Origin of the sequence: Erwinia sp. LJJL01 (assembly GCF_047300805.2) — a bacterium.
GTDB classification, from domain to species: Bacteria; Pseudomonadota; Gammaproteobacteria; order Enterobacterales; family Enterobacteriaceae; genus Erwinia; species Erwinia aphidicola.
Map to the genome: position 1 here is coordinate 1,823,544 of NZ_CP178576.1, position 25,251 is coordinate 1,848,794.

General features: G+C 60.1%; 22 protein-coding genes and 1 pseudogene. 18 read left to right on the forward strand and 5 right to left on the reverse strand.

The features are described from left to right. Nucleotides 1–7: 7 nt before the first annotated feature. A complete protein-coding gene (locus ACLI4M_RS09320) occupies nt 8–784 on the forward strand; it encodes a DeoR/GlpR family DNA-binding transcription regulator (RefSeq protein WP_133622396.1) in 777 nt (258 codons plus the stop codon). Here ACLI4M_RS09320 and fdhD read toward each other — a convergent pair. Further along, a complete protein-coding gene (gene fdhD, locus ACLI4M_RS09325) occupies nt 781–1,584 on the reverse strand; it encodes a formate dehydrogenase accessory sulfurtransferase FdhD (protein ID WP_413449796.1) in 804 nt (267 codons plus the stop codon). The two genes, ACLI4M_RS09320 and fdhD, sit on opposite strands and share 4 nt — an antisense overlap. A gap of 170 nt (nt 1,585–1,754) precedes the next feature. Here fdhD and fdnG point away from each other — a divergent pair, with 170 nt between their 5' ends. From fdnG to ghrB, 15 genes and pseudogenes are all read left to right on the forward strand, one after another. Further along, nucleotides 1,755–4,802, forward strand: coding sequence for a formate dehydrogenase-N subunit alpha (gene fdnG / locus ACLI4M_RS09330; protein ID WP_166643137.1), 3,048 nt, complete (start codon nt 1,755–1,757; stop codon nt 4,800–4,802). 3 nt (nt 4,803–4,805) lie between these two features. Next, nucleotides 4,806–5,696 carry a formate dehydrogenase subunit beta gene (fdxH, locus tag ACLI4M_RS09335; protein ID WP_133622393.1) on the forward strand — a complete coding sequence of 297 codons (891 nt, stop codon included), beginning with the start codon at nt 4,806–4,808 and terminating at the stop codon, nt 5,694–5,696. Continuing rightward, nucleotides 5,693–6,343: a formate dehydrogenase cytochrome b556 subunit gene (gene fdoI, locus ACLI4M_RS09340; protein ID WP_133622392.1), complete on the forward strand. Its 651-nt coding sequence runs from the start codon at nt 5,693–5,695 to the stop codon at nt 6,341–6,343. The genes fdxH and fdoI overlap by 4 nt, the downstream gene beginning before the upstream one ends. Then, nucleotides 6,343–7,269 carry a formate dehydrogenase accessory protein FdhE gene (fdhE, locus tag ACLI4M_RS09345; RefSeq protein ID WP_133622391.1) on the forward strand — a complete coding sequence of 309 codons (927 nt, stop codon included), beginning with the start codon at nt 6,343–6,345 and terminating at the stop codon, nt 7,267–7,269. The genes fdoI and fdhE overlap by 1 nt, the downstream gene beginning before the upstream one ends. A 2-nt stretch (nt 7,270–7,271) precedes the next feature. Then, nucleotides 7,272–7,883: a glutathione S-transferase gene (locus ACLI4M_RS09350; protein WP_133622390.1), complete on the forward strand. Its 612-nt coding sequence runs from the start codon at nt 7,272–7,274 to the stop codon at nt 7,881–7,883. A gap of 3 nt (nt 7,884–7,886) precedes the next feature. Then, the gene (selA, locus tag ACLI4M_RS09355) at nt 7,887–9,266 is read left to right on the forward strand and encodes an L-seryl-tRNA(Sec) selenium transferase (RefSeq protein ID WP_133622389.1); all 1,380 of its coding nucleotides are present in this window, start codon (nt 7,887–7,889) and stop codon (nt 9,264–9,266) included. After that, nucleotides 9,263–11,101: a selenocysteine-specific translation elongation factor gene (gene selB / locus ACLI4M_RS09360; protein WP_133622388.1), complete on the forward strand. Its 1,839-nt coding sequence runs from the start codon at nt 9,263–9,265 to the stop codon at nt 11,099–11,101. Before selA ends, selB begins: the two co-directional genes overlap by 4 nt. A gap of 37 nt (nt 11,102–11,138) precedes the next feature. Then, nucleotides 11,139–11,720 (forward strand): DNA-3-methyladenine glycosylase I, encoded by a 582-nt coding sequence (locus ACLI4M_RS09365; RefSeq protein WP_133622387.1) that lies wholly within the window; start codon nt 11,139–11,141, stop codon nt 11,718–11,720. 106 nt (nt 11,721–11,826) lie between these two features. After that, the gene (locus ACLI4M_RS09370) at nt 11,827–12,492 is read left to right on the forward strand and encodes an OmpA family lipoprotein (RefSeq protein WP_099754746.1); all 666 of its coding nucleotides are present in this window, start codon (nt 11,827–11,829) and stop codon (nt 12,490–12,492) included. A gap of 122 nt (nt 12,493–12,614) precedes the next feature. Next, a pseudogene (locus ACLI4M_RS09375) lies at nt 12,615–13,602 on the forward strand (LacI family DNA-binding transcriptional regulator). Nucleotides 13,603–13,661: 59 nt separating this feature from the next. After that, entirely contained in the window at nt 13,662–14,696 is a 1,035-nt protein-coding gene (locus ACLI4M_RS09380) for a LacI family DNA-binding transcriptional regulator (RefSeq protein ID WP_048917895.1), read from the forward strand. A gap of 225 nt (nt 14,697–14,921) precedes the next feature. Next, a complete protein-coding gene (locus ACLI4M_RS09385; protein WP_133622385.1) occupies nt 14,922–15,671 on the forward strand; it encodes a sugar phosphate isomerase/epimerase family protein in 750 nt (249 codons plus the stop codon). Between the two features lie 3 nt (nt 15,672–15,674). After that, nucleotides 15,675–16,628, forward strand: a complete 954-nt coding sequence (locus ACLI4M_RS09390) for a sugar kinase (RefSeq protein WP_133622384.1) — start codon at nt 15,675–15,677, stop codon at nt 16,626–16,628. Between the two features lie 72 nt (nt 16,629–16,700). Beyond that, nucleotides 16,701–17,984: an MFS transporter gene (locus ACLI4M_RS09395; protein ID WP_133622383.1), complete on the forward strand. Its 1,284-nt coding sequence runs from the start codon at nt 16,701–16,703 to the stop codon at nt 17,982–17,984. A gap of 17 nt (nt 17,985–18,001) precedes the next feature. Continuing rightward, nucleotides 18,002–18,982 (forward strand): glyoxylate/hydroxypyruvate reductase GhrB, encoded by a 981-nt coding sequence (gene ghrB / locus ACLI4M_RS09400; protein WP_133622382.1) that lies wholly within the window; start codon nt 18,002–18,004, stop codon nt 18,980–18,982. Between the two features lie 48 nt (nt 18,983–19,030). On the opposite strand, the gene ACLI4M_RS09405 is transcribed toward ghrB, so the two are convergent. After that, entirely contained in the window at nt 19,031–20,239 is a 1,209-nt protein-coding gene (locus tag ACLI4M_RS09405; RefSeq protein ID WP_133622381.1) for an aldose 1-epimerase family protein, read from the reverse strand. Nucleotides 20,240–20,643: 404 nt separating this feature from the next. On the opposite strand from ACLI4M_RS09405, the gene ACLI4M_RS09410 reads away from it, so the two are divergent. Continuing rightward, nucleotides 20,644–21,894, forward strand: coding sequence for a valine--pyruvate transaminase (locus ACLI4M_RS09410; RefSeq protein ID WP_133622380.1), 1,251 nt, complete (start codon nt 20,644–20,646; stop codon nt 21,892–21,894). A gap of 52 nt (nt 21,895–21,946) precedes the next feature. On the opposite strand, the gene ibpA is transcribed toward ACLI4M_RS09410, so the two are convergent. After that, entirely contained in the window at nt 21,947–22,369 is a 423-nt protein-coding gene (ibpA, locus tag ACLI4M_RS09415) for a small heat shock chaperone IbpA (RefSeq protein ID WP_048917901.1), read from the reverse strand. 304 nt (nt 22,370–22,673) lie between these two features. On the opposite strand from ibpA, the gene ACLI4M_RS09420 reads away from it, so the two are divergent. Then, on the forward strand, nt 22,674–23,084 hold the full coding sequence (locus tag ACLI4M_RS09420; RefSeq protein WP_133624980.1) for a YceK/YidQ family lipoprotein: 411 nt from the start codon (nt 22,674–22,676) through the stop codon (nt 23,082–23,084). Here the strand turns inward: ACLI4M_RS09420 and ACLI4M_RS09425 are convergent. Both ACLI4M_RS09425 and yidA read right to left on the reverse strand, forming a co-directional pair. After that, nucleotides 23,062–24,321 (reverse strand): DUF3748 domain-containing protein, encoded by a 1,260-nt coding sequence (locus tag ACLI4M_RS09425; protein WP_133622379.1) that lies wholly within the window; start codon nt 24,319–24,321, stop codon nt 23,062–23,064. The two genes, ACLI4M_RS09420 and ACLI4M_RS09425, sit on opposite strands and share 23 nt — an antisense overlap. A gap of 108 nt (nt 24,322–24,429) precedes the next feature. After that, nucleotides 24,430–25,239, reverse strand: coding sequence for a sugar-phosphatase (gene yidA / locus ACLI4M_RS09430; RefSeq protein WP_133622378.1), 810 nt, complete (start codon nt 25,237–25,239; stop codon nt 24,430–24,432). Nucleotides 25,240–25,251: the final 12 nt, after the last annotated feature.

Here is a 25,251-nt window from a genome sequence, read left to right on the forward strand (position 1 = left end):
CAAAATTATGCTGCAGGAAACACGCCACCACCGCATCCGCGCCCTGCTCAGTACGCTGGGCCAGGTGAGCACTGAACGGATCGTTAAAGAGCTGGGGATTTCTCGCGAAACCGCCCGCCGCGACATTATCGAACTGGAAGCGCAGGGGCTGGCACGCCGCGTCCACGGTGGTCTGGTGGCGCTGGATGCCACGCCGGAGCCGCCGTTGACGGTGCGCAGTTCGGTGATGGCGAAAGAGAAGCGGGCGATTGCCAACGCCGCTGCCCAACTGCTGCAGCCCGGCCAGACGGTATTTCTGGATGCCGGCAGTACCACCACGATGTTGGCGGAGGAGCTGCGCTCGATGTCGGGCCTGACGATTATCACCAACAGCCTTAATGCCGCCCTGAAGCTGTGCGCGGCGGAAGAGCATGAGGCATTGAATAATCAGGTGATCCTGCTGGGTGGCAGCATGCTGGCCGGCGCGCAGGAGACGCGGGGGGAACTGACAGTCGGCGAGATTTATCGCTACCGTGCCGATGTGGCGCTGCTCTCCCCGGTGGCGCTGGATGCGAAGCAGGGGGCGAGCAGCTTCCATCCGCACGAGGCTGCCATCGCCCGCGCCATGACCCAGCAGGCCGGGCGGCTGATTCTGCTGGCCGATCGCAGCAAGCTCGGCCTCAGCAGCCGGATGAACTATGCCAGCATTGCGCAGATCGCCACGCTGGTCACCGACGGCGGCGCGGAGAGTCTCCCGGCGCTAAACGCGCTAAAAGCCGTGCTGCCGCAGGTGATTCTGGCTTAAAACAGTCTTTCCGGATGGGTATACACCGTCGCCCTGCCCGGTTTGCTGAAGCCCACCAGCGTCAGATTACAGCGCTGCGCCACTTCGACCGCCAGCTGCGTAGCGGCGGAGACGGCAAACAAGATCTCGACGCCGCACATTGCTGATTTCTGCACCATCTCATAGCTGGCGCGGCTGGAGACCAGCACCGCGCCGCCGGCCGCAGCCCACTCCGCCTGGCTGCGCTGCCCCAGCAGCTTATCCAGCGCCACGTGACGGCCAACGTCTTCACATCCGGCACTCAGCTGCCCATCAGGGGTAATCCATGCTGCGGCGTGGGTGCAGCCGGTCAGCTGGCCGACCGGCTGGAACGCTTTCAGCTGGCGCAGTGCGCCGTCCAGGCGCGCCAGTTCAAAACGCTGGGTAAACGGCAGCGGCTGAATCGGTTTGCCGATCTCGCTCAACTGCTCCACGCCACACACCCCGCAGCCGGTGCGCCCGGCCATCGCGCGGCGCTGCGCTTTCAGCGCCATAAAGCGGCGGCTGGAAAGCTCAACCTGCACCTCAATGCCGTTGCAGCCCGCGACAACATCGATGCCGTAAATATCAGCCGGGCCAGCAATGATCCCTTCCGACAAAGAGAAACCCACGGCGAAAGCTTCCAGGTCTTTTGGCGTGGCCATCATCACCACGTGCGAGATGCCGTTATACACCAGCGCCACCGGCACTTCCTCCGCCAGCCAGTCGGGCTCAGGCTGATCCAGCGCATCACGCTGCCACACCGTTACCTGACCGGCACCAATCGGCCCCGATGATTTAATTTCATTTTTGTGCTGTTGGTCATTCACTGCGCGTTTCTCGCCCCGTTCATCCACATTTTTATTGTGGTAATATTGTCAGTCTGTGCGCTAAAAAACATCAGCGCCCATTGTGAGCTTGTTAATTCAGTGCCGTAAAGGGTTTTGCACCCGGTCAAAACAGGAATGACACTATGAATGTCAGCAGAAGACGTTTCTTCAAAATCTGTGCGGGGGGCATGGCGGGAACCACCGCGGCTGCTCTGGGCTTTATGCCCGCTACCGCACTGGCGGAAACCCGCCAGTACAAGCTGCTGCGCGCGAGAGAGACGCGCAACACCTGCACCTACTGTTCCGTCGGCTGCGGGCTGTTGATGTACAGCATGGGTGACGGCGCGAAAAACGCCAGAGAGAATATTTTCCATATCGAAGGGGATCCGGACCATCCGGTAAGCCGCGGCGCGCTCTGCCCTAAAGGCGCGGGCCTGCTCGACTTTATTCACAGCGAAAGCCGCCTGAAAAGCCCGTCGTATCGTGCCCCAGGCTCCGACACATGGCAGCCCATCAGCTGGGACGAGGCACTGACCCGTATCGCCAGACTGATGAAGGCCGACCGTGACGCCAACTTTATTGCCAAAAATAACCAGGGCGTGACGGTTAACCGCTGGCTGAGCACCGGCATGCTGTGCGCCTCGGCGGCCAGCAATGAAACCGGCTATCTCACCCAGAAAATGACCCGTTCGCTCGGCATGCTTGCCGTCGACAACCAGGCGCGCGTTTGACACGGACCTACGGTAGCAAGTCTTGCTCCAACGTTCGGTCGCGGTGCGATGACCAATCACTGGGTCGACATCCGCAATGCGAATCTGATTGTGGTTATGGGTGGCAACGCCGCTGAAGCGCATCCGGTAGGATTCCGCTGGGCGATGGAAGCCAAAATCCATAACAACGCCAAACTGATTGTCATCGATCCGCGCTTCACGCGTACCGCATCGGTGGCTGACTTCTATACGCCAATCCGCTCCGGCACCGACATTACTTTCCTGTCGGGCGTACTGCGCTATCTGCTGGAAGAAGATCGCATTCAGCACCAATATGTCTCGGCTTACACCAATGCCAGCCTGATAGTGCGTGAAGATTACCGCTTCGACGACGGCCTGTTCAGCGGCTACGATCCGCAGACGCGCAGCTATGACAAAACCAGCTGGTACTACGAGCTGGACGAGCAGGGCTTCGCCAAACGCGACCCAACGCTGGCTCACCCGCGCTGCGTCTACAATCTGCTATTAAAACACGTCAGCCGCTACACGCCGGAAGTGGTTGAAAACATCTGCGGCACGCCAAAAGGCGACTTCCTGAAAGTGTGTGAAATGCTGGCTGAAACCAGTGCGCCAAACCTCACCACCTCCTTCCTGTATGCGCTAGGCTGGACCCAGCACTCGGTGGGGGCGCAGAACATCCGCACCATGGCGATGATCCAGCTGCTGCTCGGCAATATGGGGATGGCAGGCGGCGGCATTAACGCCCTGCGCGGCCACTCAAATATTCAGGGGCTGACCGACCTTGGCCTGCTCTCTCAGAGCCTGCCGGGCTATATGACGCTGCCGTCGGAGAAACAGGCAGATCTGCAAACTTACCTTACCGCCAACACGCCAAAACCGCTGCTGCCGGAGCAGGTGAACTACTGGGGCAACTATCCGAAGTTCTTCATCAGCATGATGAAAGCGTTTTACGGCGACAAAGCTCAGGCGGAAAACAGCTGGGGCTTCGACTGGCTGCCGAAGTGGGACAAAGGCTACGACGTGCTGCAGTATTTCGACATGATGCATCGCGGCGAAGTGAACGGCTATCTCTGCCAGGGCTTTAACCCGCTGGCCTCCTTCCCGAATAAGCAGAAGGTGGGCGAGTCGCTGGCGAAGCTGAAGTTCCTTGTCACTATCGACCCGCTCGATACCGAGACCTCCAACTTCTGGCAGAACCACGGCGAGTATAACGACGCCGATCCGTCGCAGATCCAGACCGAAGTGTTCCGCCTGCCTTCTACCTGCTTTGCGGAAGAGAACGGCTCGATCGTTAACTCTGCGCGCTGGCTGCAGTGGCACTGGAAGGGTGCCGATGGCCCGGGCGAAGCGCGCAACGATGGCGAAATTCTGGCCGGCATTTATCAGCGCCTGCGCCAGATGTATGCCGAAGAGGGTGGCGCACAGCCGGAACCGGTGCTGAATATGAGCTGGAACTATCTGACGCCGGATTCACCGGCCTCGGAAGAAGTTGCCATGGAGAGCAACGGGCGCGCGCTGGCCGATCTGCTCGACGATAAGGGCACGCTGCTGGTGAAAAAAGGGCAGCAGCTCGGCAGCTTTGCCCAGCTGCGCGCCGACGGCTCAACCTCCAGCGGCTGCTGGATCTTCGCCGGTAGCTGGACCGCAGACGGTAACCAGATGGCGCGGCGCGACAACAGCGATGCGCACGGCTTAGGCAATACGCCGGGCTGGAGCTGGGCCTGGCCGCTGAACCGCCGCATCCTGTATAACCGCGCCTCTGCCGACCCGATGGGCAATCCGTGGGACCCGAAACGCCAGCTTATCAAGTGGGACGGTGCGAAATGGGCCGGGGACGATATTCCTGACTACAGCACCGCGCCGCCGGGTAGCGATGTCGGGCCGTTCATCATGCAGCAGGAAGGCATGGGGCGCCTGTTCGCGCTGGATAAAATGGCCGAAGGCCCGTTCCCGGAACACTATGAGCCGTTTGAAACGCCGATTAGCACCAACCCGCTGCACCCGAAGGTGATCTCCAACCCGGCGGCACGCGTGTTCCCGGCTGACCTGAAAGCGATGGGTAACGCGGCGCAGTTCCCCTATGTCGGCACCACCTATCGCCTGACGGAGCACTTCCACTTCTGGACCAAGCACGCGCTGCTCAACGCCATTGCACAGCCGCAGCAGTTTGTCGAAATCGGCGAGCGGCTGGCGGGCCAGCTGGGCATTAAGCAGGGCGACACGGTGAAAGTCAGCTCCAGCCGTGGCTACATCAAAGCGGTGGCAGTGGTGACCAAACGCCTGCGCACGCTGGCGGTAGACGGTAAGGAGGTCGATACCATCGGCATTCCGATTCACTGGGGCTTTATGGGCGTGGCGAAGAAAGGCTTCCTCGCCAACAACCTGACGCCGTTCGTTGGCGATGCCAATACGCAAACGCCGGAGTTTAAGGCGTTCCTGGTTAACGTGGAGAAGGTGTAAACGATGGCTTATCAATCTCAGGACATCATCCGTCGCTCGGCCACCAACGCTGCGACCCCGGCTCCGCGCGCGCGCGACCACCAGCAGGAGGTGGCGAAGCTGATCGACGTCACCACCTGTATTGGCTGTAAAGCCTGCCAGGTGGCCTGCTCCGAGTGGAACGACATCCGTGATGAGGTCGGTCATAACGTCGGGGTGTACGATAACCCGGCGGATCTGACCGCCAAATCATGGACGGTGATGCGTTTTTCCGAAGTGGAAGAGCACGGCAAGCTGGAGTGGCTGATCCGCAAGGATGGCTGTATGCACTGCGCCGATCCGGGCTGCCTGAAGGCCTGCCCGTCGGAAGGGGCGATCATCCAGTACGCTAACGGCATCGTCGACTTCCAGTCTGAGCAGTGTATCGGCTGCGGTTACTGCATCGCTGGCTGCCCGTTCGACGTTCCGCGCCTGAACCCCGAGGACAATAAGGTGTACAAATGCACCCTGTGCGTCGATCGGGTGACCGTCGGTCAGGAACCTGCCTGCGTGAAAACCTGCCCGACCGGTGCCATTCACTTCGGCAGCAAAGAGGCGATGAAGGAGGTCGCCGCCGGGCGCGTCAGCGAGCTGAACAGCCGCGGTTACCGCAATGCCGGTCTGTACGATCCGCCAGGCGTGGGCGGTACGCACGTGATGTACGTGCTGCACCATGCCGACCGACCCACGCTGTATCACGGACTGCCGGATGCACCGGCGATCAGCCCGGCAGTGACCTTCTGGAAAGGAATATGGAAACCGCTGGCCGCGATTGGCTTCGCGGCCACCTTCGCCGCGTCAATATTTCACTATGTCGGCGTCGGTCCGAACCGGGTGGAAGATGAGGATGAAGAAGAGAAGGAGGAACGCCCATGAAGTCACGTCAACGCATTCAGCGCTACAGCGCGCCTGAGCGCATCAACCACTGGCTGGTGGCATTCTGCTTTATTCTCGCCGCCGTCAGCGGGCTGGGGTTTTTCTTTCCCTCTTTTAACTGGCTGCTGCAAATCCTCGGCACGCCGCAGCTGGCGCGCATCCTACATCCGTTCGTTGGCGTGGTGATGTTTGCCTGCTTCCTGCTGATGTTTTTCCGCTACTGGCGCCACAACCTGATTGACCGCGAAGACCTGGTCTGGGCAAAAAACATCCATAAAATTGCTTTAAACGAGGAGGTGGGAGATACCGGGCGCTATAATTTTGGTCAGAAGTGCGTATTCTGGGCTGCAATAATCAGTTTAATTCTGCTGCTGGCCAGCGGGATAGTGATCTGGCGGCCTTATCTTGCGGCGCTGTTTAGCATTCCGCTGATCCGCATTGCGCTGCTGGTGCACTCGGTCTCTGCGGTGGTGCTGATCGTGGTGATTATGGTGCATATCTACGCTGCCCTGTGGGTCAAAGGCACCATCACCGCGATGGTGGAGGGCTGGGTCACGCCCGCCTGGGCGAAAAAGCATCACCCGCGCTGGTATCGTAACCTGCGCCAGCAGCAGGCCAGTTCAAAACAACCGGAAAAAGGTCCCTGATGACAATTCGCATTATCCCCCAGGACCAGTTGGAGAAGAGCGATCCGATGACGGCAGCGACCATCCCGCCGTTACTTTTCCCCCGACTGAAGCAGTTATACAGCCGTCGCGCTGCCCGTTTGCGGCAGCTGGCGGAGAAAAACCCGCTGGGTGATTATTTGCGCTTTGCCGCGGTGATTGCCACCGCTCAGGAGATCGTGCTGTACGACCATCCGCTGGAGAGGGATCTGCGCACTCGTCTGGAAGAGAGCGCCCGCCTCGGCAAGCCACCGCTGGATATCAGCACGCTGCCGCGCGATCCCCACTGGCAGCGCCTGCTGCACTCGCTGATCGCCGAGCTTAAGCCGGAGATGAGCGGTCAGGCACTGTCGGTGCTGGAGAATCTGGAAAAGGCGTCATCCAGTGAACTTGAAGCGATGGCCAGCGCGCTGTTTGCCAACGATTTTGCCCAGGTGAGCAGCGACAAATCGCCGTTTATCTGGGCGGCCCTGTCGGTCTACTGGGCGCAGATGGCGGCACTGATCCCCGGCAAGGCGCGCGCCGAAGCGGGCGAGCAGCGCCAGTTCTGCCCGGTGTGTGCCAGCGTACCGGTCGCCAGCGTAGTGCATATGGGCAGCGGCAAAAGCGGCCTGCGCTATCTGCACTGCAACCTGTGTGAAAGCGAGTGGTACGTGGTGCGTGCCAAATGCAGCAACTGCGAACAGACGGGCGACCTGCACTACTGGTCGCTCGACAGCGAAGTGGCCGCGATTAAAGCGGAAAGCTGCGGCGACTGCGGAACCTACATGAAGATGCTGTATCAGGAAAAAGACCCGGCGGTGGAGCCGGTAGCCGATGACCTGGCTTCGCTTATCCTCGACGCGCGTATGGAGCAAGAGGGCTTTGCCCGCAGCAGTCTGAATCCATTTTTATTTCCCGGGGAGTAGCCATGAAGCTGATCGGCAATTACACCAGCCCGTTTGTGCGTAAAATTTCGGTGATGCTGCTGGAGAAAGGCATCACCTTCGAATTTATTAACGAGTCGCCGTGGCACGACAGCAGCCACGTCAAAGACTACACGCCGCTGGGTAAAGTCCCGGCGCTGATCGTCGATGAGCATGAAACCTGGTACAACTCGTCGATTATTGCTGCCTTTCTGGAACTTCAGCATCAGGCGCCCGCTTTTCTGCCGGTCGACCCGCGCGACCAGCTCGAAGTGCGCCTGCTGGAAACGCTGGCCGATGGCATCTGCGATGCCGGCCTGCTGATCGTGCGCGAGCTGCAAAAAGATCCGGCCCAGCAGTCGGAAAGCGAAATGCTGCGCCAGCGCGATAAGATCCGCCGCGGGCTGGACGCGCTGGAAGCCGCCGCCGCAGAGGGGAAGTGGCTGAACGGCCCGGACATCACGCTGGCCGATATCGCTACCGCCTGTACGCTCGGCTACCTCAACTTCCGCCGCGTGGCGCCAGACTGGTGCGTCAACCGCCCGCAGCTGGTGAAGCTGGCCGAAACGCTGTTCAAACGCGACAGCTTTGCCCGCACGGAGCCGCCAGCAAACTAGCCGATGAAAACATTGTTCAGTCAACTTCCCGCCATCGACAGCCTGTTACGCCAGCCGGCGTTTCAGGCACTCAGTGACAGATGGGGTCACCGTCAGCTGGTCGATCTGCTGCGCCAGCTGCAACAGCAGGCACGCGACGCGATCCAACAACATCAACAGCTCCCCGCCTGGTGCAGCGACTGGGCGCAGCATGCCGCACAGCAGCTGCAGCAGACGCACGCCAGCGGCCTGCAGCCGGTGCTGAATCTTAGCGGTACGCTCCTGCATACCAACCTCGGGCGCGCCCAGCTGGCAGAAGCGGCAGTGAGTGCCGTCTGCCGGGCGATGCGCTCTCCGGTCACGCTGGAGTACGCGCTGGATGAAGCGCAGCGCGGCCATCGCGATCGGGCAGTGGCCGACCTGCTGTGCCGCCTGACCGGGGCGGAAGACGCCTGCATTGTGAATAACAATGCGGCAGCGGTACTGCTGATACTGGCCGCGCTCGCCACAGATAAAGAGGTGGTGGTATCGCGCGGTGAGCTGGTGGAGATTGGTGGATCGTTTCGCATTCCCGATGTGATGACTCAGGCAGGCTGCACGCTGCATGAAGTCGGCACCACCAACCGCACCCATCTGAAAGACTACCGCCAGGCCGTCAGCGCAGAGAGCGCACTGCTGATGAAAGTGCACACCAGCAACTATCAGGTGCAGGGGTTCACCAAAGCGGTCAGCGAAGCCGAACTGGTGCCGCTGGGCAATGAGCTGGGCCTGCCGGTCATCAGCGATCTCGGCAGCGGCTCGCTGATCGACCTCGACGCCTATGGGCTGCCGCCCGAGCCGATGCCGCAGCAGCTGATTGCCGCGGGCGTCAGCCTGGTGAGCTTCTCCGGTGACAAGCTGCTGGGCGGCCCGCAGGCCGGAATTATCGTCGGGAAAAAAGCGCTGATTGCACGCCTGCAGCAGCACCCGCTGAAGCGCGCGTTGCGCGTGGATAAAATGACCCTGGCGGCGCTGGAAGCCACGCTGCAGCTCTACCTGCATCCCGAAACGCTGACGCGCGAGCTGCCGACGCTGCGGCTGCTGACGCGCACGGCGCAGGAGATTGCCGCCCAGGCCGCACGCCTGCTGCCCGCCGTGAACAGCGCGCTCGGGGCACATTTTGTCGTGGCGGCCGAGCCGTGCCATTCGCAGCCCGGCAGCGGTTCACTGCCGGTGGAGCGCCTGCCGAGCAGCGCGCTGACGCTGACCCCGCGCGACGGCAGCGGCAGCACTCTGCTGGCGCTGGCGGCGCGCTTACGTGCGGGCGAGGTACCGCTGATTGGGCGGATTTATCAGGGGCGCCTGTGGTTTGACCTGCGCGCGCTGGAAGATGAGGCGCTGTTTATCAGGATGGTATCCGCATGATTATTGCCACCGCTGGCCATGTCGATCATGGCAAGACGTCGCTGTTACAGGCGATTACCGGCATCAACGCCGATCGCCTGCCGGAAGAGAAAGTGCGCGGTATGACTATCGACCTCGGCTACGCCTACTGGCCGCAGCCCGACGGGCAGGTTATTGGCTTTATTGACGTACCGGGCCATGAAAAATTCCTCGCCAATATGCTGAGCGGCATTGGTGGTATCGATCGCGCCCTGCTGGTGGTCGCCGCCGACGATGGCGTGATGCCGCAAACCCGCGAGCATCTGGCTATTTTGCAGCTCAGCGGCCAGCCTGCGCTGACCGTCGCCATTACCAAGTGTGACAGCGTTGATGATGCCCGGCGCGCCGGGGTGGAGCAGCAGATCCGCCAGCTGACGCAGGAGCTTGGCTGGCAGCAGATTGATCTGTTCAGCACCAGCATTCACAGCCAGGCTGGGATAAGCGAACTCAGCGACCATCTGCGCCAGCTACCCGCACGCGCGCTGGAAACAGGCCGCCGCTTCCGCCTCGCCATCGACCGGGTTTTCAACGTTAAAGGCGCGGGCGTGGTGGTGACCGGCACCGCCCTCTGCGGCAGCGTCAGCGTCGGTGACGCGCTGTGGCTAAGCGGGATGAACAAAGCTGTGCGGGTGCGCGGGCTGCACGCTCAGAACCAGCCCACCGAACGGGCGCATGGGGGCCAGCGCATCGCGCTCAATCTCAGCGGCGGCGTTGAAAAAGAGCGCGTCACCCGCGGCGACTGGCTGCTGAGCGACGCGCCCGCGCAGCCGTGCGATCGGCTACTGGTCGCCCTGACGCTGCATCATGCTCTGCGTCAGGGGCAGCCGCTGCACCTGCATCACGCCGCCAGCCACATCACCGGCCGCATCTCGCTGCTGCAGGATAACCTCGCCGAGCTGCTGCTCGACAAGCCGCTGTGGCTGACCGACAACGACCGGCTGATCCTGCGCGATATCAGCGCCCGCGAAACGCTTGGGGCAGCAAGAGTGCTGCTGCTGACGCCGCCAAAACGCGGTAAACGACAGCCGGCGTTTATCAGCTGGCTAAAACAGCTGGAAAACGCCGATAGCGCGGTGGAAAAAGTCACCCTGCTGCTGGAGCAGCGCCCGCGCACGGCGGAAGAGCTTGAATGGCTGCTGCAGCTCTCCCCCGGCGCCCTCTCTGAGGTGCTGACTGCTGTGGCGCCTGAAATTGCCGGGGACTATCTGCTGCCGCAAAAAGATGCACGCGAATGGCAGACCGAGCTGCTGGTCGCGCTGGAAAACTACCATAACGAGCACGACGACCGCCCCGGTATCGGCCGCGACCGCCTGCGGCGCATTGCGCTACCCAACCTGCCGGAATCGCTGGTGCTGGCGCTTATTGCTACGCTGCTGGATAAGCAGGCGCTGCGCAACAATCATGGCTGGCTGCACCTGCCTGATTTCGAGATAGGTTTTGATGACCGGGAGGACGCGCTCTGGCAGCAGGTGCGGCCACTGTTTGGCGACCAGGCCTGGTGGGTGCGCGACCTTGCGGCCCAGGCTGGCTGTGAGGAAGCGCCGATGCGCCAGCTGCTGCGCAAGGCCGCACAGGGCGGGGAGATCGTCGCCATTGTTAAAGACCGCTACTTCGCCCAGCCGCAGATTGTGCGCTTTGCCGATATCATCCGCGAACGTGCGGCATCCGCTCTGAGCACCAGCGCCGGGGACTTCCGCGACAGGCTCGGCGTAGGGCGCAAGCTGGCAGTACAGATTCTGGAGTTTTTTGACCGCTGCGGTTTTACCCGGCGCAAAGGCAACGAACACCTGTTGCGCGACGGCCAGATGTTTCGCTAATATACTGTTTAAATAAACAGCAAAAGGGATGAGGGTTATGCAACGCTGTGGCTGGGTATCTGAGGATCCGTTATACATCGCCTATCACGACAGTGAATGGGGCGTGCCGCTGACGCACACCCGGGAGCTGTTCGAGATGATCTGTCTTGAGGGCCAGGTCGCCGGGCTGTCGTGGTTTACCGTGCTGAAAAAACGCGAAAACTATCGCCGCCTGTTTCACCATTTTGACGTTGAGCGCGTGGCGCAGATGGATGAGGACGATATTGAACGGCTGATGCAGGAGAGCGGCATTATCCGCCATCGCGGTAAAATCAACGCAATTATCGCTAACGCCCGCGCCGTACAGGCGATGGAAGCCAACGGCGAGCCGTTTAATACCTTTATCTGGAACTTCGTCGAACATCAGCCGCAAATAACGCGTTTCAGTAACTACCGCAGCGCCCCCACCACCAGCCCGACCTCAGATGCCATGTCAAAAGCGCTAAAAAAACGCGGCTTTAAATTCGTTGGTACGACCACCTGTTACTCATTTATGCAGGCCTGTGGGCTGATTAATGAACATATGACCGACTGTTTCTGCCACCCTGACCACAAAAAGTCGCCTTGCGTTACAAATTGAGAATAAGCCTACGTATTTCCCTCACATTTCAGCGGCATAATCGCCCTGTTTAGGTATTCATTTCAGGCAAGATTTTGTCTGACCGCTGCAATGAGAGGGAACCCCCATGAATAAGAAAAGTGTAGTCACTATCGCCCTGGTGCTGAGCGGCACTCTTGCCCTGGCCGGCTGTACCACCAATCCTTACACTGGCGAGCGCGAAGCGGGTAAATCCGGTATCGGCGCAGGCCTTGGTGCGGCTCTGGGTGCCGGTGTTGGCATGATCTCCTCTTCGAAGAAAGATCGCGGTAAGGGCGCGCTCATTGGCGCGGCAGCCGGTGCGGCGCTGGGTGGCGGAGCCGGTTACTACATGGACGTGCAGGAAGCCAAACTGCGCGACAAAATGAAGGGCACGGGGGTCAGCGTGACGCGCAACGGTGACAATATCGTGCTCAACATGCCGAATAACGTTACCTTTGACTCCAGCAGCAGCACGCTGAAACCGGCCGGGGCCAATACCCTGAGCGGCGTGGCGATGGTGCTGAAAGAGTATCCAAAAACGGCGGTTAATGTGATCGGTTATACCGACAGCAGCGGCAGCCGCCAGCTGAACATGACCCTGTCTCAGCAGCGCGCCGACGGCGTGGGCAGCGCCCTGATCACCCAGGGCGTCGCCGCTAACCGCGTGCGCACCAGCGGAATGGGGCCGGACAACCCGATTGCCTCAAACAGCAGCGCAGAAGGGAAAGCGCAAAACCGCCGCGTTGAGATCACCCTCAGCCCGCTGCAGTAATCTTCCTGGCCCCGCCTTACTCTGGCGGGGCGATCAAGTCTCACCCGCAATTATTACGCCGTGCGATAGTGAGCTACAGCAAATTGTGCTACCCTGCGCAAAAATTGATCACACCTGCAAACATGTCCCTGAAAGCGATCGCTCACGCGCTGGGCCTCTCCGTCACCACCGTCAGCCGAGCCCTCAACGGCTATGACGACGTCGCGGAAGAGACCCGGCTGCGCATTCAACAGGAAGCCAGAACGGCGTGGATATCGCCCCAATGCCGTCGCGCGGCGCCTGAAAACCGGGCGCAGCAACGCGGTCGGTTTGCTGTTTCCCGTCGCTCCGCTGCCGTTTAACGATGCCAGCTTTGTCGAGATGATGGGGGCGATAGCCCAGTCGCTGGCCCGCGCCGATATCGACCTGTTAATCATCGCCGATGATACCCATGACGACCATCGCGGCATGCAGCGTATGCTGCGCACGCACTGCGTTGACGCCCTGATTGTCGCGCACACCACCCGCCATGACAGCCGTTTGGTGAAGCTACAGCAGCTGCACTTTCCCTTTCTTGCGCTTGGCCGCAGCCAGCTCGACACCCCCTATGCCTGGTTCGATTTTGATAATTACGCCGGCCCGCAGCTGGCCGTGGCGCACTATGCCGCGCAGGGGCTACAACGGCTTGCATGGCTCGGCAGCCACCACGATCAAACCTTCGTCAGCCAGCGCCGCCAGGGGTTTCTCGACGCGCTGGAGCAGCACGGGCTGGCGCGCGATAGCTGCTGGCAGGCCGAGCCTAACCGCCGTGAAGGCTATCGCCTGACTCAAACGCTGCTGGCACAGTCAGAGCCGCCGCAGGCGATCGTCGCCGACTGTAATATGCTGGGCGACGGCGCGGCGATTGCACTGCGTGAAGCCGGGCGGCTGACCGGCCCGCAGCGCATTGAGCTGATGGTGTATGACGGGCTGCCCGGCGATTCGGTGATTGCCGAACCGGTTGCCAGCATTGCGCAGGCTACACGCCTCGACGTCGGTCAGCAGGTGGCGGAAATGGTGCTGCGGCTGATGCAGGGCGAAGAGGTGGCAACGCTTCAGGTGCTGTGGCAGCCCGAACTGAAATTGCCCTGATGCTGGCGTAACGCGGCAGGTGTGATAGTCTCGCGCAATATTCACCGCCAGGGACCATCATGAACCGTAAGGCCGCCAAAGCCACCATCAGCGATGTCGCCAAAGCCGCGAACGTCGGCAAAACCAGCGTTTCCCGCTATCTCAACGGCGAGCTAAACGCGCTGTCCGCCGAGCTGAAAACCCGTATCGAAACGGCCATCGCCGAGCTTAACTATCGCCCCAGCCAGATGGCACGCGGCCTGAAGCGCGGGCGCACGCGGCTGATTGGCCTGATCATTGCGGATATCACCAACCCCTACTCGGTTAACGTGCTGAGCGGCATCGAAGCCGCCTGCCGCGCGCACGGCTTTACCCTGCTGATGTGTAATACCAACAACGAAGTGGACCTGGAACAGCACTACCTCAACCTGCTCAGCAGCTATCAGGTAGAGGGGGTGGTGGTGAACGCCGTCGGCATGCGCGAAGAGGCGCTCAATCAGCTGCAGCAGTCGCTGCTGCCCATGGTACTGATTGACCGTAAAATCCCCGATTTCGACTGCGATGTGATCGGGCTGGATAACCCGGCGGCGGCACTTCAGGCCACCGACCACTTGCTGACGCAGGGCTATCGCGCCCTGCTGTTTATCAGCGAACCGCTGGGGCTGGTAAATACCCGCCTCGAGCGCGTGCATGCATTCCATCAGCGCATGGCGCAGCAGCCGGAGCGGGTCGCGGAACATGCCGAGGTGCCGCTTGGCGACGGTGAAAAGCTGGAACAGGTGCTGAGCGACTTTTACCAGCGCCATCAGCACGCCCCGTGCGCAGTGATGGTGGTCAATGGCGCACTGACGCTGCAGGTAGCCCGCGCCCTGCGCCGGCTCAATCTCAACTGGGGTCAGCAGCTTGGCCTGCTGGGCTTTGACGAACTGGAGTGGGCAGAGCTGGCCGGCGTCGGCATCACTACCCTCAAGCAGCCCACCTGGCAAATGGGCTACGCCGCGCTGGAGCAGGTGCTGAAACGCATTGAGGGCGATGAAGCACCGATGCACGAGCAGGTATTTAGCGGTGAACTGATTGTGCGCGGGTCGACGCAGAAGCTGGCCGTTTCAGGATAAACAGCGTTACAGGCTTGCCTGTTCCCTATAGCGGGAACAGGATTTTTTGTTCATTGCCTGCACCTCCTGCGACCTGCCATTTTTAAGAGCTTTCCCCGCCAGAAATTGTTCACATCGTGAGCGCGATCATAAATTCCACTTCTGTCGCTATCTTTTGGAACCGGTTCCAACTAACGTTTTTTCATCAAGTCGGGCGCAAAGGTCCGCAGAATTGCCGGAGGGAAGATGAAAAGAGAAGTGATAGTGGTTACCGCCGCCTACGGCCGCGAGAAAATAGCCGAGCTGGGCGGGCAGCAGGCGCTGCTGCCGATCATTGCCGCCGCCGGAGCCAATGGTGTGGAGATCCGCCGCGAGCTGTTCAGCGCGCAGCAGCTGTCAGCGCTGCCTGAGTTAGCCGACGCGATAGCGGACAGCCGCCTGATGGCGTTCTATTCGGTGCCGGAAGCGCTGTTTATGGCAGACGGTTCGCTTAATCCCAACCTCGATCGGCATTTCAACGAGGCGGAACAGCTTAACGCGCAGCTACTTAAATATTCTCTGGGCCACTATCAGCCCAGCTTTGACTGCAGCGTCCTGCGCGGCAAGCTGGCAGGGAAAAAGGTCCATCTGGTGGTGGAGAACGACCAAACCGCCTGCGGTAAACTGAGCGCGCTTGACCCGTTCTTCCACGCCTGTGGTGAGAGCCGCACCTGTAACGGCATGACTTTCGATATGGGCAACTGGCTGTGGGTTGGCGACCAGCCGCTGCTGGCAGCCGAACGCCTGAGCCGCTTTGTCAGCTATATCCACGTTAAGGCCGCCGTCCCCCACGGAGACAGCTGGCGCGCGGTGGCGCTGGATGATGCCGATAATCTGTGGCGCGAGACGCTGGCTCTTTTACCTGCCGACGTGCCGCGGGCCATTGAGTTTCCGCTGGAAGGGGCCGACCTGGTGGCCGTTACCCGCCACTACGTTGACCTGCTGCGCGAGGAGTAAATCATGACCGTTCAAACCTACCCAACGCTGGATGCCGTGACCATCGGTGAGGCCATGGCGATGTTTGTCGCCAGCGAATGCGGCGATTTGGCCAGCGTGTCGCAGTTCAGCAAACGCATTGCCGGCGCCGAACTCAACGTGGCTATTGGCCTGGCGCGTCTCGGCCTGAACGTCGGCTGGGTCAGCCGCGTGGGTGACGACTCGTTTGGCCGCTTCACCTGTCAGCAGCTCGATCTGGAAGGCGTCGACCGCCGTCAGGTCACCTGTGACCCGCGTTATCCTACGGGTTTCCAGATGAAATCCCGCGTGGATGATGGCTCCGATCCGCTGGTCGAATACTTCCGTAAAGGCTCAGCTGCCAGCCATCTCTCGCCCGCCGATTTTGATCGCGACTACTTTGCCAACGCACGCCACCTGCATCTGAGCGGCGTGGCGGCGGCCATTTCTGACAGCTCGCTGGCGCTGTCTCTGCATGCGGCCCGTGAAATGAAGGCGCTGGGGAAAACCATCTCCTTCGACCCGAACCTACGCCCGGTGCTGTGGTCGAGCGAAGCCGAAATGATTAAACAGCTGAACGGTCTGGCGCAGTACGCCGACTGGGTGCTGCCGGGTATCAAAGAGGGCCAGATCCTGACCGGCTATCAGCAGCCGGAAGCGATTGCCGATTTCTATCTGGCGATGGGCGTGCAGGCGGTGGCGATCAAAACCGGCAGCGACGGCGCCTGGTATAAAACGGCGGCAGGGGAAAAAGGGCAGATTGCGGCGGTGCTCACGGATAACGTGGTGGATACCGTCGGCGCTGGCGATGGCTTTGCCGTCGGAGTGATCAGTGCCCTGCTGGAAGGAAAATCGTTACCCGCAGCGATCCTGCGCGGTAACAAAATCGGTTCTCTGGCAATCCAGGTATCGGGCGACAGCGAAGGGTTACCCACGCGCGCCACGCTGGGTGATTTCTAGCTGTTGCCACTGACCGGAACATAACAAAACCGCATCGCCCTACCACAGAATGCGGACATCGAGGACAGAACTATGAGCAATCAGACAATCGCGCCAAAACGCTGGTGGTACATCATGCCCATCGTGTTTATCACCTACAGCCTGGCGTATCTGGACCGTGCAAACTTTAGCTTTGCTTCCGCTGCGGGGATCAACGAAGACCTCGGCATCACCAAAGGGGTGTCATCCCTGCTCGGTGCGCTGTTCTTCCTCGGCTACTTCTTCTTCCAGATCCCCGGTGCCATCTATGCCGAGCGGCGCAGCGTGAAGAAGCTGGTGTTCTGGTGCCTGATCCTGTGGGGAACCTGCGCCACGCTGACCGGGCTGGTGAGCAACATTCCGATGCTGGCGGCGATCCGCTTTACGCTGGGTGTCGTAGAGGCGGCGGTGATGCCGGCAATGCTGATCTACATCAGCAACTGGTTTACTAAATCCGAACGCTCACGCGCCAATACCTTCCTGATCCTCGGTAACCCGGTTACCGTACTGTGGATGTCGGTCGTGTCTGGCTATCTGATTGAAGCCTTTGGCTGGCGCGAGATGTTTATTATCGAAGGCTTCCCGGCGGTGATCTGGGCAGTCGCCTGGTGGTTCCTGGTGCAGGATAAACCGGCGCAGGCCAAATGGCTGAGCGATGCGGAGAAAGCCGCGCTGCAGGCGCAGCTGCAAAAGGAGCAGGAGGGCCTGAAGGCGGTACGCAACTACGCCGAAGCCTTTAAGTCGCGCAACGTTATCATCCTGTGCGCCCAGTACTTTACCTGGAGCATCGGCGTGTACGGCTTTGTGCTGTGGCTGCCATCTATCCTGCGTAACGGTACCGGGATGGGCATGGTCGAAGCTGGCTGGCTGTCGGCGGTCCCCTATCTGGCCGCAACCATTGCGATGATCGTTGTCTCCTGGGCCTCTGATAAGTTACAAAACCGCAAACTGTTTGTCTGGCCATTGCTGCTGATTGGTGCGCTGGCGTTTTTAGGTTCATATTTGGTGGGGCCAGGCAACTTCTGGCTCTCATATGCCCTGCTGGTGATTGCCGGGGCGGCAATGTACGCACCTTATGGCCCGTTCTTTGCCATTATCCCGGAGATGCTGCCGCGTAATGTCGCCGGCGGCGCGATGGCCCTGATCAATGCGATGGGCGCCCTGGGATCGTTTCTTGGCTCGTGGGTGGTCGGTTACCTGAACGGCGCCACCGGCAGCCCGTCCGCGTCCTATATCTTTATGGGTGGGGCATTACTGATTTCCGTCGGACTGACGCTGGCCGTAAAACCGGCGCGTAACAAGCAACAGCCGCTGCCCGACTGCGCTAAACACGCTTAATGCTTTTGGAGAAATGAATGAAACCTTCTGTGGTGCTGTATAAATCGTTGCCTGAAGACCTGCGTGCAAAGCTGGATGACCATTTCAGCGTGACTGAAATCAACGGCTTAACCCCGAAAACCGTCGCGCAACATGCTGACGCCTTCCGTCATGCCGAGGGGATCCTCGGCTCCGGCGGCAAAGTGGATGCGGAGTTTCTACAGCACGCGCCGAAGCTGCGCGCCGCCTCTAGCGTCTCGGTCGGTTACGACAACTTTGACGTCGCCGCGCTCAACGACCGCAAAGTGCTGCTGATGCACACCCCGACGGTGCTGACCGAAACGGTGGCCGATACCATGATGGCGCTGGTGCTCAGCTCCGCACGCCGCGTGGTCGAAATGGCGGAACGCGTGAAGGCGGGCGAATGGCAGGGCAGTTTCGGGGCGGAGTGGTTCGGCATTGATGTCCACCACAAGAAGCTCGGCATTCTGGGCATGGGCCGCATCGGTCTGGCGCTGGCGCAGCGTGCGCACCTCGGTTTCGGCATGCCGATCCTGTATAACGCGCGTAAGCATCATGAAGAGGCCGAGCAGCGCTTTGACGCGCAGTACTGCGACCTGGATACCCTGCTGGCCGAGTCAGACTTCCTCTGCATCAGCCTGCCGCTGACCGAGCAGACCCATCACCTGATCGGGCGTGAGCAGCTGGCGAAGATGAAGAAAAGCGCGGTGCTGATTAACGCCGGGCGCGGCCCGGTGGTCGATGAGCAGGCGCTGATCGACGCATTGAAAGATGGCACGATTCACGCTGCCGGGCTGGACGTGTTTGAGCGGGAGCCGCTGCCGGTCAGCTCAGAGCTGCTGCAGCTGCGCAACGTGGTGGCGCTGCCGCATATCGGCTCCGCGACCCATGAGACCCGCTACGGTATGGCGAAGGACGCGGTAGATAACCTGATTGCCGCGTTAACCGGTAAGGTGGAGAAGAACTGCGTTAATCCACAGATATTGTCCCAGGACTGAGGCACGCCAAAACGGGCGGGGCATGCCCCGCCCCTACCGCGGGGAGGGTTACTCCGTCGCGATCGGCGTTTGGTTAATCTCTACCGTGTCATCCCCCTGGATCTGCTTCACGCGCTGTTCAACCTTCTGCACCGCGCTGGCGTCCTTCAGTAGGGAATAGGTCAGCGTAAATTCGGTGCTCTGCCCCGGCTGCAGCTGTTTCACTCTTCCCTGCTCTTTCTCGATTGTCACCGGATAAGCATAGTTGGTGCCCGGCTCAATCCCGGTGACATAACCCTGCTTCAGGGTGTCGGTGTTCTTCCACATGGTCAGCAGCGGCAGCTGGCGGGTATCAAACTCAATCGCGGCCCCCTTGTCGCCCTTGCTGTTAATCACCGCCGCCACGGTTTTGCCATTGCTGTCCGCTTTGGGCTGCAGGTTAAACACCATCTCGTCGAAATCTTTGGTCGGCGCGCCATAAACGTTCCAGCCATCCAGCCCTTTTTTGGCGTAGTCGTTAAAAGGCGATACTGATTTCAGCGGGGCGATAAAGCGCGCGTCTTTTTCCAGGATCGGCGTGCCGAAGTTACTGTGGTAGATAATCTGGTAGTCGTGCGGATAGTCTGCCTCATTGGTCAGCACATCATGCACGGTGAACGAGTCCGAGCCCGGCACGTAACGCAGCTCGGTCCAGGTTTCGAGTTTCGCCTTCTTAAAGGTGACCTCTTTCAGCAGCCCGCGAATGCGAATTTCATGCGGGGCTTGATCATCAACAATCACTTCCACCTTCGACGCTGGCGTGTTGCCCGCCTTGCCGTGCAGGGTGTAGATCATCCCGTCTTTGGTCACCGGGTGCCCGGTCCACTCAAAGCCGCAGCGCACCATCATCTCGTTGAATCCTTCCAGCCAGCCCAGCCCGTTACGGCTCTCCAGGTTGATATAGGCCGGGTTGACCACTTCCTGCACCGGAGAATCCCAGCCCAGGCGCACGCCGTGACCGCTGACGTGCAGCAGATCCATACCGCGCGTCGGGCTGAGCGCGATGGTGAGCCCATTTTTGCTGGTCAGCGTCAGCACTTTGGAGCCCTCCTGCTTGCCGCCGTGCAACACCTTTTGCTCAATGCTGAAACTCTCGCCTGGCAACTTCAGCTGCTGGCTGCTAATTTGCCAGTTGCCCTTTTCTGTCCCGCTTTCAGCATCCGTCAGCAGCCAACTTTGCGCCGCAGCCTGACCGCTAAGAATCGCCAACACACACCCTGACAGAACTGTTTTTCTCATCTCTTTATCCCTTTAGCTGAATTGATTTAGCTTTATGCGGGTCCAGACTACAAATCACCGGCAGATAAAAACGTGACAACCATCACCGCCTGACTTTTAAGCTGTTTTTGCTCCATTAAACGCGATGTTGGTCACGTAAAAATGATGAGTCAGGATTAATTACATAAATAAATGTGATGTTTAGCGGAAGATTGAGCGGGATGTAAAAAACGATTCAGCTATGGGGTGCTGCTCGCCCTCTGCAAGTAAGGGCTGCCCCGATCCTACACCGCTCGCCCTCCTGCTTAGGGGCCAGGCAGGCTGGCACAATCAGACAAATGCGATTCTGCCGCCGCAGCATTGCATTCATCCGTCTGCTGACGTTAAGGTGGTCCTCCTGAGGACTAACAAGTGATTAACAGGGTATGAGCTTTTCGGCATTTGGTGACAAATTTACGCGCCACTCGGGCATCTCTCGTCTGATGGAAGATATGGGCGAAGGCTTACGCACGCCGGGGACGGTGATGCTCGGCGGCGGTAATCCCGCGCAGATCCCGGCGATGAACGACTATTTCCAGCAGCTGCTGCAGCAGATGCACGACGAAGGCAAGCTGGCGGAAGCGCTGTGTAACTACGATGGCCCACGCGGTAAAAGCACCCTGCTGGATTCACTCTCCCGGCTGCTGCGCGATGAGCTGGGCTGGCAGATCGCCCCCGAAAATATCGCCCTGACCAACGGTAGCCAGAGCGCCTTCTTCTATCTGTTTAACCTGTACGCTGGCCGCCGCGCCGACGGCAGTATGAAACGCGTGCTGTTCCCTCTGGCCCCGGAATACCTTGGCTATGCCGATGCCGGACTGGATGAAGATCTGTTTGTCTCAACGCGCCCGAATATCGAACTGCTGCCGGAAGGCCAGTTCAAGTATCACGTCGATTTTGAGCACCTGCATATCGGCGACGATACCGGGCTGATCTGCGTATCGCGCCCGACCAACCCGACCGGCAATGTCATCACCGATGAGGAGCTGCTGAAGCTGGATGCGCTGGCGCAGCAGCATCAGATCCCGCTGCTGATCGATAACGCTTATGGCGTGCCGTTCCCCGGTATTATCTTCAGCGAGGCGCGCCCGCTGTGGAACCCTAACATTATTCTGTGCATGAGCCTGTCCAAGCTCGGCCTGCCGGGCTCGCGCTGCGGCATCATTATTGCCGATGAGAAAGTGATCTCCGCCATCAGCAATATGAACGGCATTATCAGCCTGGCACCCGGCAGCATTGGCCCGGCGATCGCTAATGAGATGATCCAGCGCGGCGATCTGCTGCGGCTCTCTGAAGAGGTAATTAAGCCGTTCTACCAGCAGCGGGTTAACCAGACAATCGCCGTTATTCGCCGCTATTTATCCCCCGAACGCTGCCTGATCCATAAACCGGAAGGGGCGATTTTCCTCTGGCTGTGGTTTAAAGACCTGCCGATCACCACCGAAGTGCTGTACCAGCGCTTAAAACAGCGCGGCGTGCTGATGGTGCCGGGGCACTTCTTCTTCCCGGGGCTGGAGCAGGCGTGGCCGCATACGCATCAGTGCATGCGCATGAACTATGTGCCGGACAGCGAGAAGATTGAGCGCGGAATTGCGATTCTGACGGAAGAGGTCGAGCGGGCGCATTGCGAAGGCTAACGCCGCAAGAGCGGATAGAACAAGGGCCGCCAGCTGGCGGCCCGTAAGCATGTTATTTCATGATTTCGATACGGCGCGGTTTATTGGCTTCAGGCACCACGCGCTCAAGGTCGATATACAGCAGGCCATTTTCCAGTTTGGCATCACGCACGTGTACGTGCTCGGCCAGCTGGAATTTACGCTCGAAGTTGCGCTCGGCAATGCCCTGATAGAGATAGGTGCGTTCCTGCTGCTCTTCCGGGTGCGAACCGCGCACGCTGAGCAGGTTGTCGTGGGAGGTGATCTCCAGTTCGCTTTCCGCGAAGCCCGCCACGGCAATGGTAATTCGGTAGTTGTTTTCTGCCACCAGCTCCACATTGTACGGAGGGTAGCCGCCATTGTTGTTGCTCTGACCCTGGCTGGATTCCAGCAGGTTGATCAGACGGTCAAAGCCAATGGATGAACGATACAGTGGGGCAAGGTCAAAATTACGCATGTTGCAGCTCCTGATAGTCAGCGAGATGTGATTAACAAAGTCGATCCTCCACATTGGACGGACCGCCGGTTCAGTAAACGCTGCCCTGTCGGCGCAGGCTTCACTGACCGTAAGAGTAAAATGGTGACAGACGCGATGCTTTCAAGGGGAAAATGCGATTTTTTTAACCGGAAAGCAGTGAATGTCATACACTCAGGGATGAGTTTGCCGGAACACGATGCCAGCCACCACAGAGTGGACTACGCTTTTTTGCGCACACCGGCGACAAGTCTCAGCAGGCTTGCCATAACAAGGGATATTGATGATGAACGCATTAAAGAAGTGCCATATTGCCGGTTTTATTGCCTGCGTTTCGCTGGTCAGCACCAGCGGCTGCTCCAGCGTGATGATGCACTCCGCGCCTTACGAGGGTTACTACCCCGGCACGCGCGCCAGCGCAGAGACGATCGTCGATAAAAACAGCGGCTGGGTGATGAAACCGCTGGCCGCTATCGATCTGCCGTTCTCGGCGGTGCTGGATACCCTGCTGCTGCCGATGGACTATTACCGCTCCGGCGACAAAGGGGAAGATGACTCCCCGCGCGCGCGCGTGCTGCGCAGCGAGCAGGCCAATCATACCGATGCCATCATGAATGAAACCATGGCCCCGATGTCGCCCACCCGCGATGCCGCACCTTCACCCGCCAGTGGCGCTAGCCACGCACCCGCGCGATAAATATCTGCCGCCACGGGTCGCCGTCCCGCAAATAGGCGACTGACTCACCGTCCGGCGAGAACACCACCGCATCCGCTACCGGCGGGATTGCGCTGCGTGCGGTAATGCGCCGCACAGCTCCGCTGGCAAGCTGACAAATCATCACGCTGTTATCGCAGACGAACACCAGCTGCTGCCCGTTCGGGTGCCAGCTGAACGCCGACTGAATGCTGTGCTGGCCGTGCGTTACCTGCCGCGGCTCGCCCCCCAGTGGGGAAACGGTCCACAGCTGCACCACCTCCGCCTCGTCCGCCATCAGAAAAGCAATCGCGCTGCCGTCCGGCGAGCTACGCAGCCAGTGGCGCGGGGTTCTGGCCAGGCCACGGCGGGTAAAGGTCAGGCGCCGCTGTTTTACGCCGCGCGGTGGCGCTGGCAGGCTGTGTGCGGTGCCTTCCAGCGGCGCGTCCCCGGCCAGCGCATAGTCGGCACTGTTTTCCGGCAGATCGACAATAAACACCTCGGCCACTTTCTCGCCGCCTGGCGCGACGGTATCGCCAATAAAGGCCAGCGCCCAGCGCTGACGGCTACCGTCGGCGCGCTGATACCCCCGATTTCCTACCCAGCCCTCTTCATAGGCGCGGTTGATTTCATCGCTGCCCGGCAGCGGCTGAACGGTGGTGCGGCTCACCAGCACGCAGTAGTGGCTGCCGTCATATTCACGCGGATGGTTTTTTGGCGGGCAGACCGCATGCAGCGGCACCGCCACGCCCACATTGCGCAGGTCCTGCTTCACGTCCAGCTCATGCATCACGTGGTCGTTATAGGTAAAGCTCAGGCGTGAACCGTCCGGGCTGAACACGTGCACGTGCGAGCCGCCGCGCAGCGCCCCGGCGGTAAACGGCGGGGTGATATCGCAGGCATCAAGATTTTCCGCCACCCCGTGCTGAACGATCACCCCGCGCCGATGATGGAAATCATACTTCCACTGGCTGTCCGGGTGCTCGGGGCCGTGAATGCAGACGTAGCGCGGGGGCAGGTCCGGGCTGGCGGTTACCACGCCAACGTGCGCACCGTCGCGCGCCTGATAGAGCACCTCGGTGTCACCGCTGCTGGCGTTCACCCGCTCAATGGTCAGGCCGGTAAAGGAGGCGCCGGAAGGGCGCACGTCGTACACCAGCCACTGGCTGTCCGCGGTCCAGACATTGATATTGGTCAGCTGGTGGTGGCGCGGGGCGAAGGTGAGTTGCTTTTCTTTCATAGAAGGCCGTTGAAAAGGGGGGCGGGGAGGATCCCCGCCACCGATGACTAAGGATAGTGGTGGATACGGCGGATGCAGAATATCCGCCGTCTGACGCGGTCAGGCAGGTTACAGCACGAACTTCTCAATCGCGTGGGCGACGCCATCTTCAAAGTTCGGCCGGGTGACAAACTGCGCCATCGCCTTCACTTTCTCAATGCCGTTGCCCATCGCCACGCCGGTTCCGGCATATTCCAGCATTGCCAGGTCATTCTCCTGGTCGCCGATAGCCATCACCTCTTCACGCTTCAGCCCCAGCAGATCCGCCAGCGCTTTAACGCCCGCTCCTTTATTGACGCTTTTATCGAGGATTTCGAGGTAGTAAGGCGAACTTTTCATGATGGTGTAGCGATCGTACGCTTCCTGCGGGATCTGTTTAATCGCCGCATCCAACTGTTCTGGCGGGTCGATCATCATCACTTTCGGGAAGCTCAGGCTGCGGTCCATTTCAGCGACGTCGCGCTGGCGCAGCGGAATACCGGTCAGCCACGCCTCATGGACGGTATATTCACTGATATCCTTATTCGGCGTGAACAGCTCGGTTTTGGTCAGCGCCTGGAAATGCACGCCCAGCTCGCGCGCCAGCTTTTCGAAGTAGAGATAATCATCGAAATGCAGCGCCACTTCCGCCACGCACTCACCGCTTTCCGCCTTTTGAACCAGTGCGCCGTTGTTGGTGATGCAGTACTGCCCCGGCTGCTGTAAATCCAGCTCCCTCAGGTAGTTCTGGACGCCGACAAACGGGCGCCCGGTCGCCAGGACAATCGCCACGCCGTTATCGCGCGCCGCCTGAATGGCCTGCTTCACGCCTGGGGTGATCTGGTGCTGTGGATTCAGTAACGTGCCGTCCATATCAATCGCAATCAGTTTTATCGCCATACCATCCTCGTT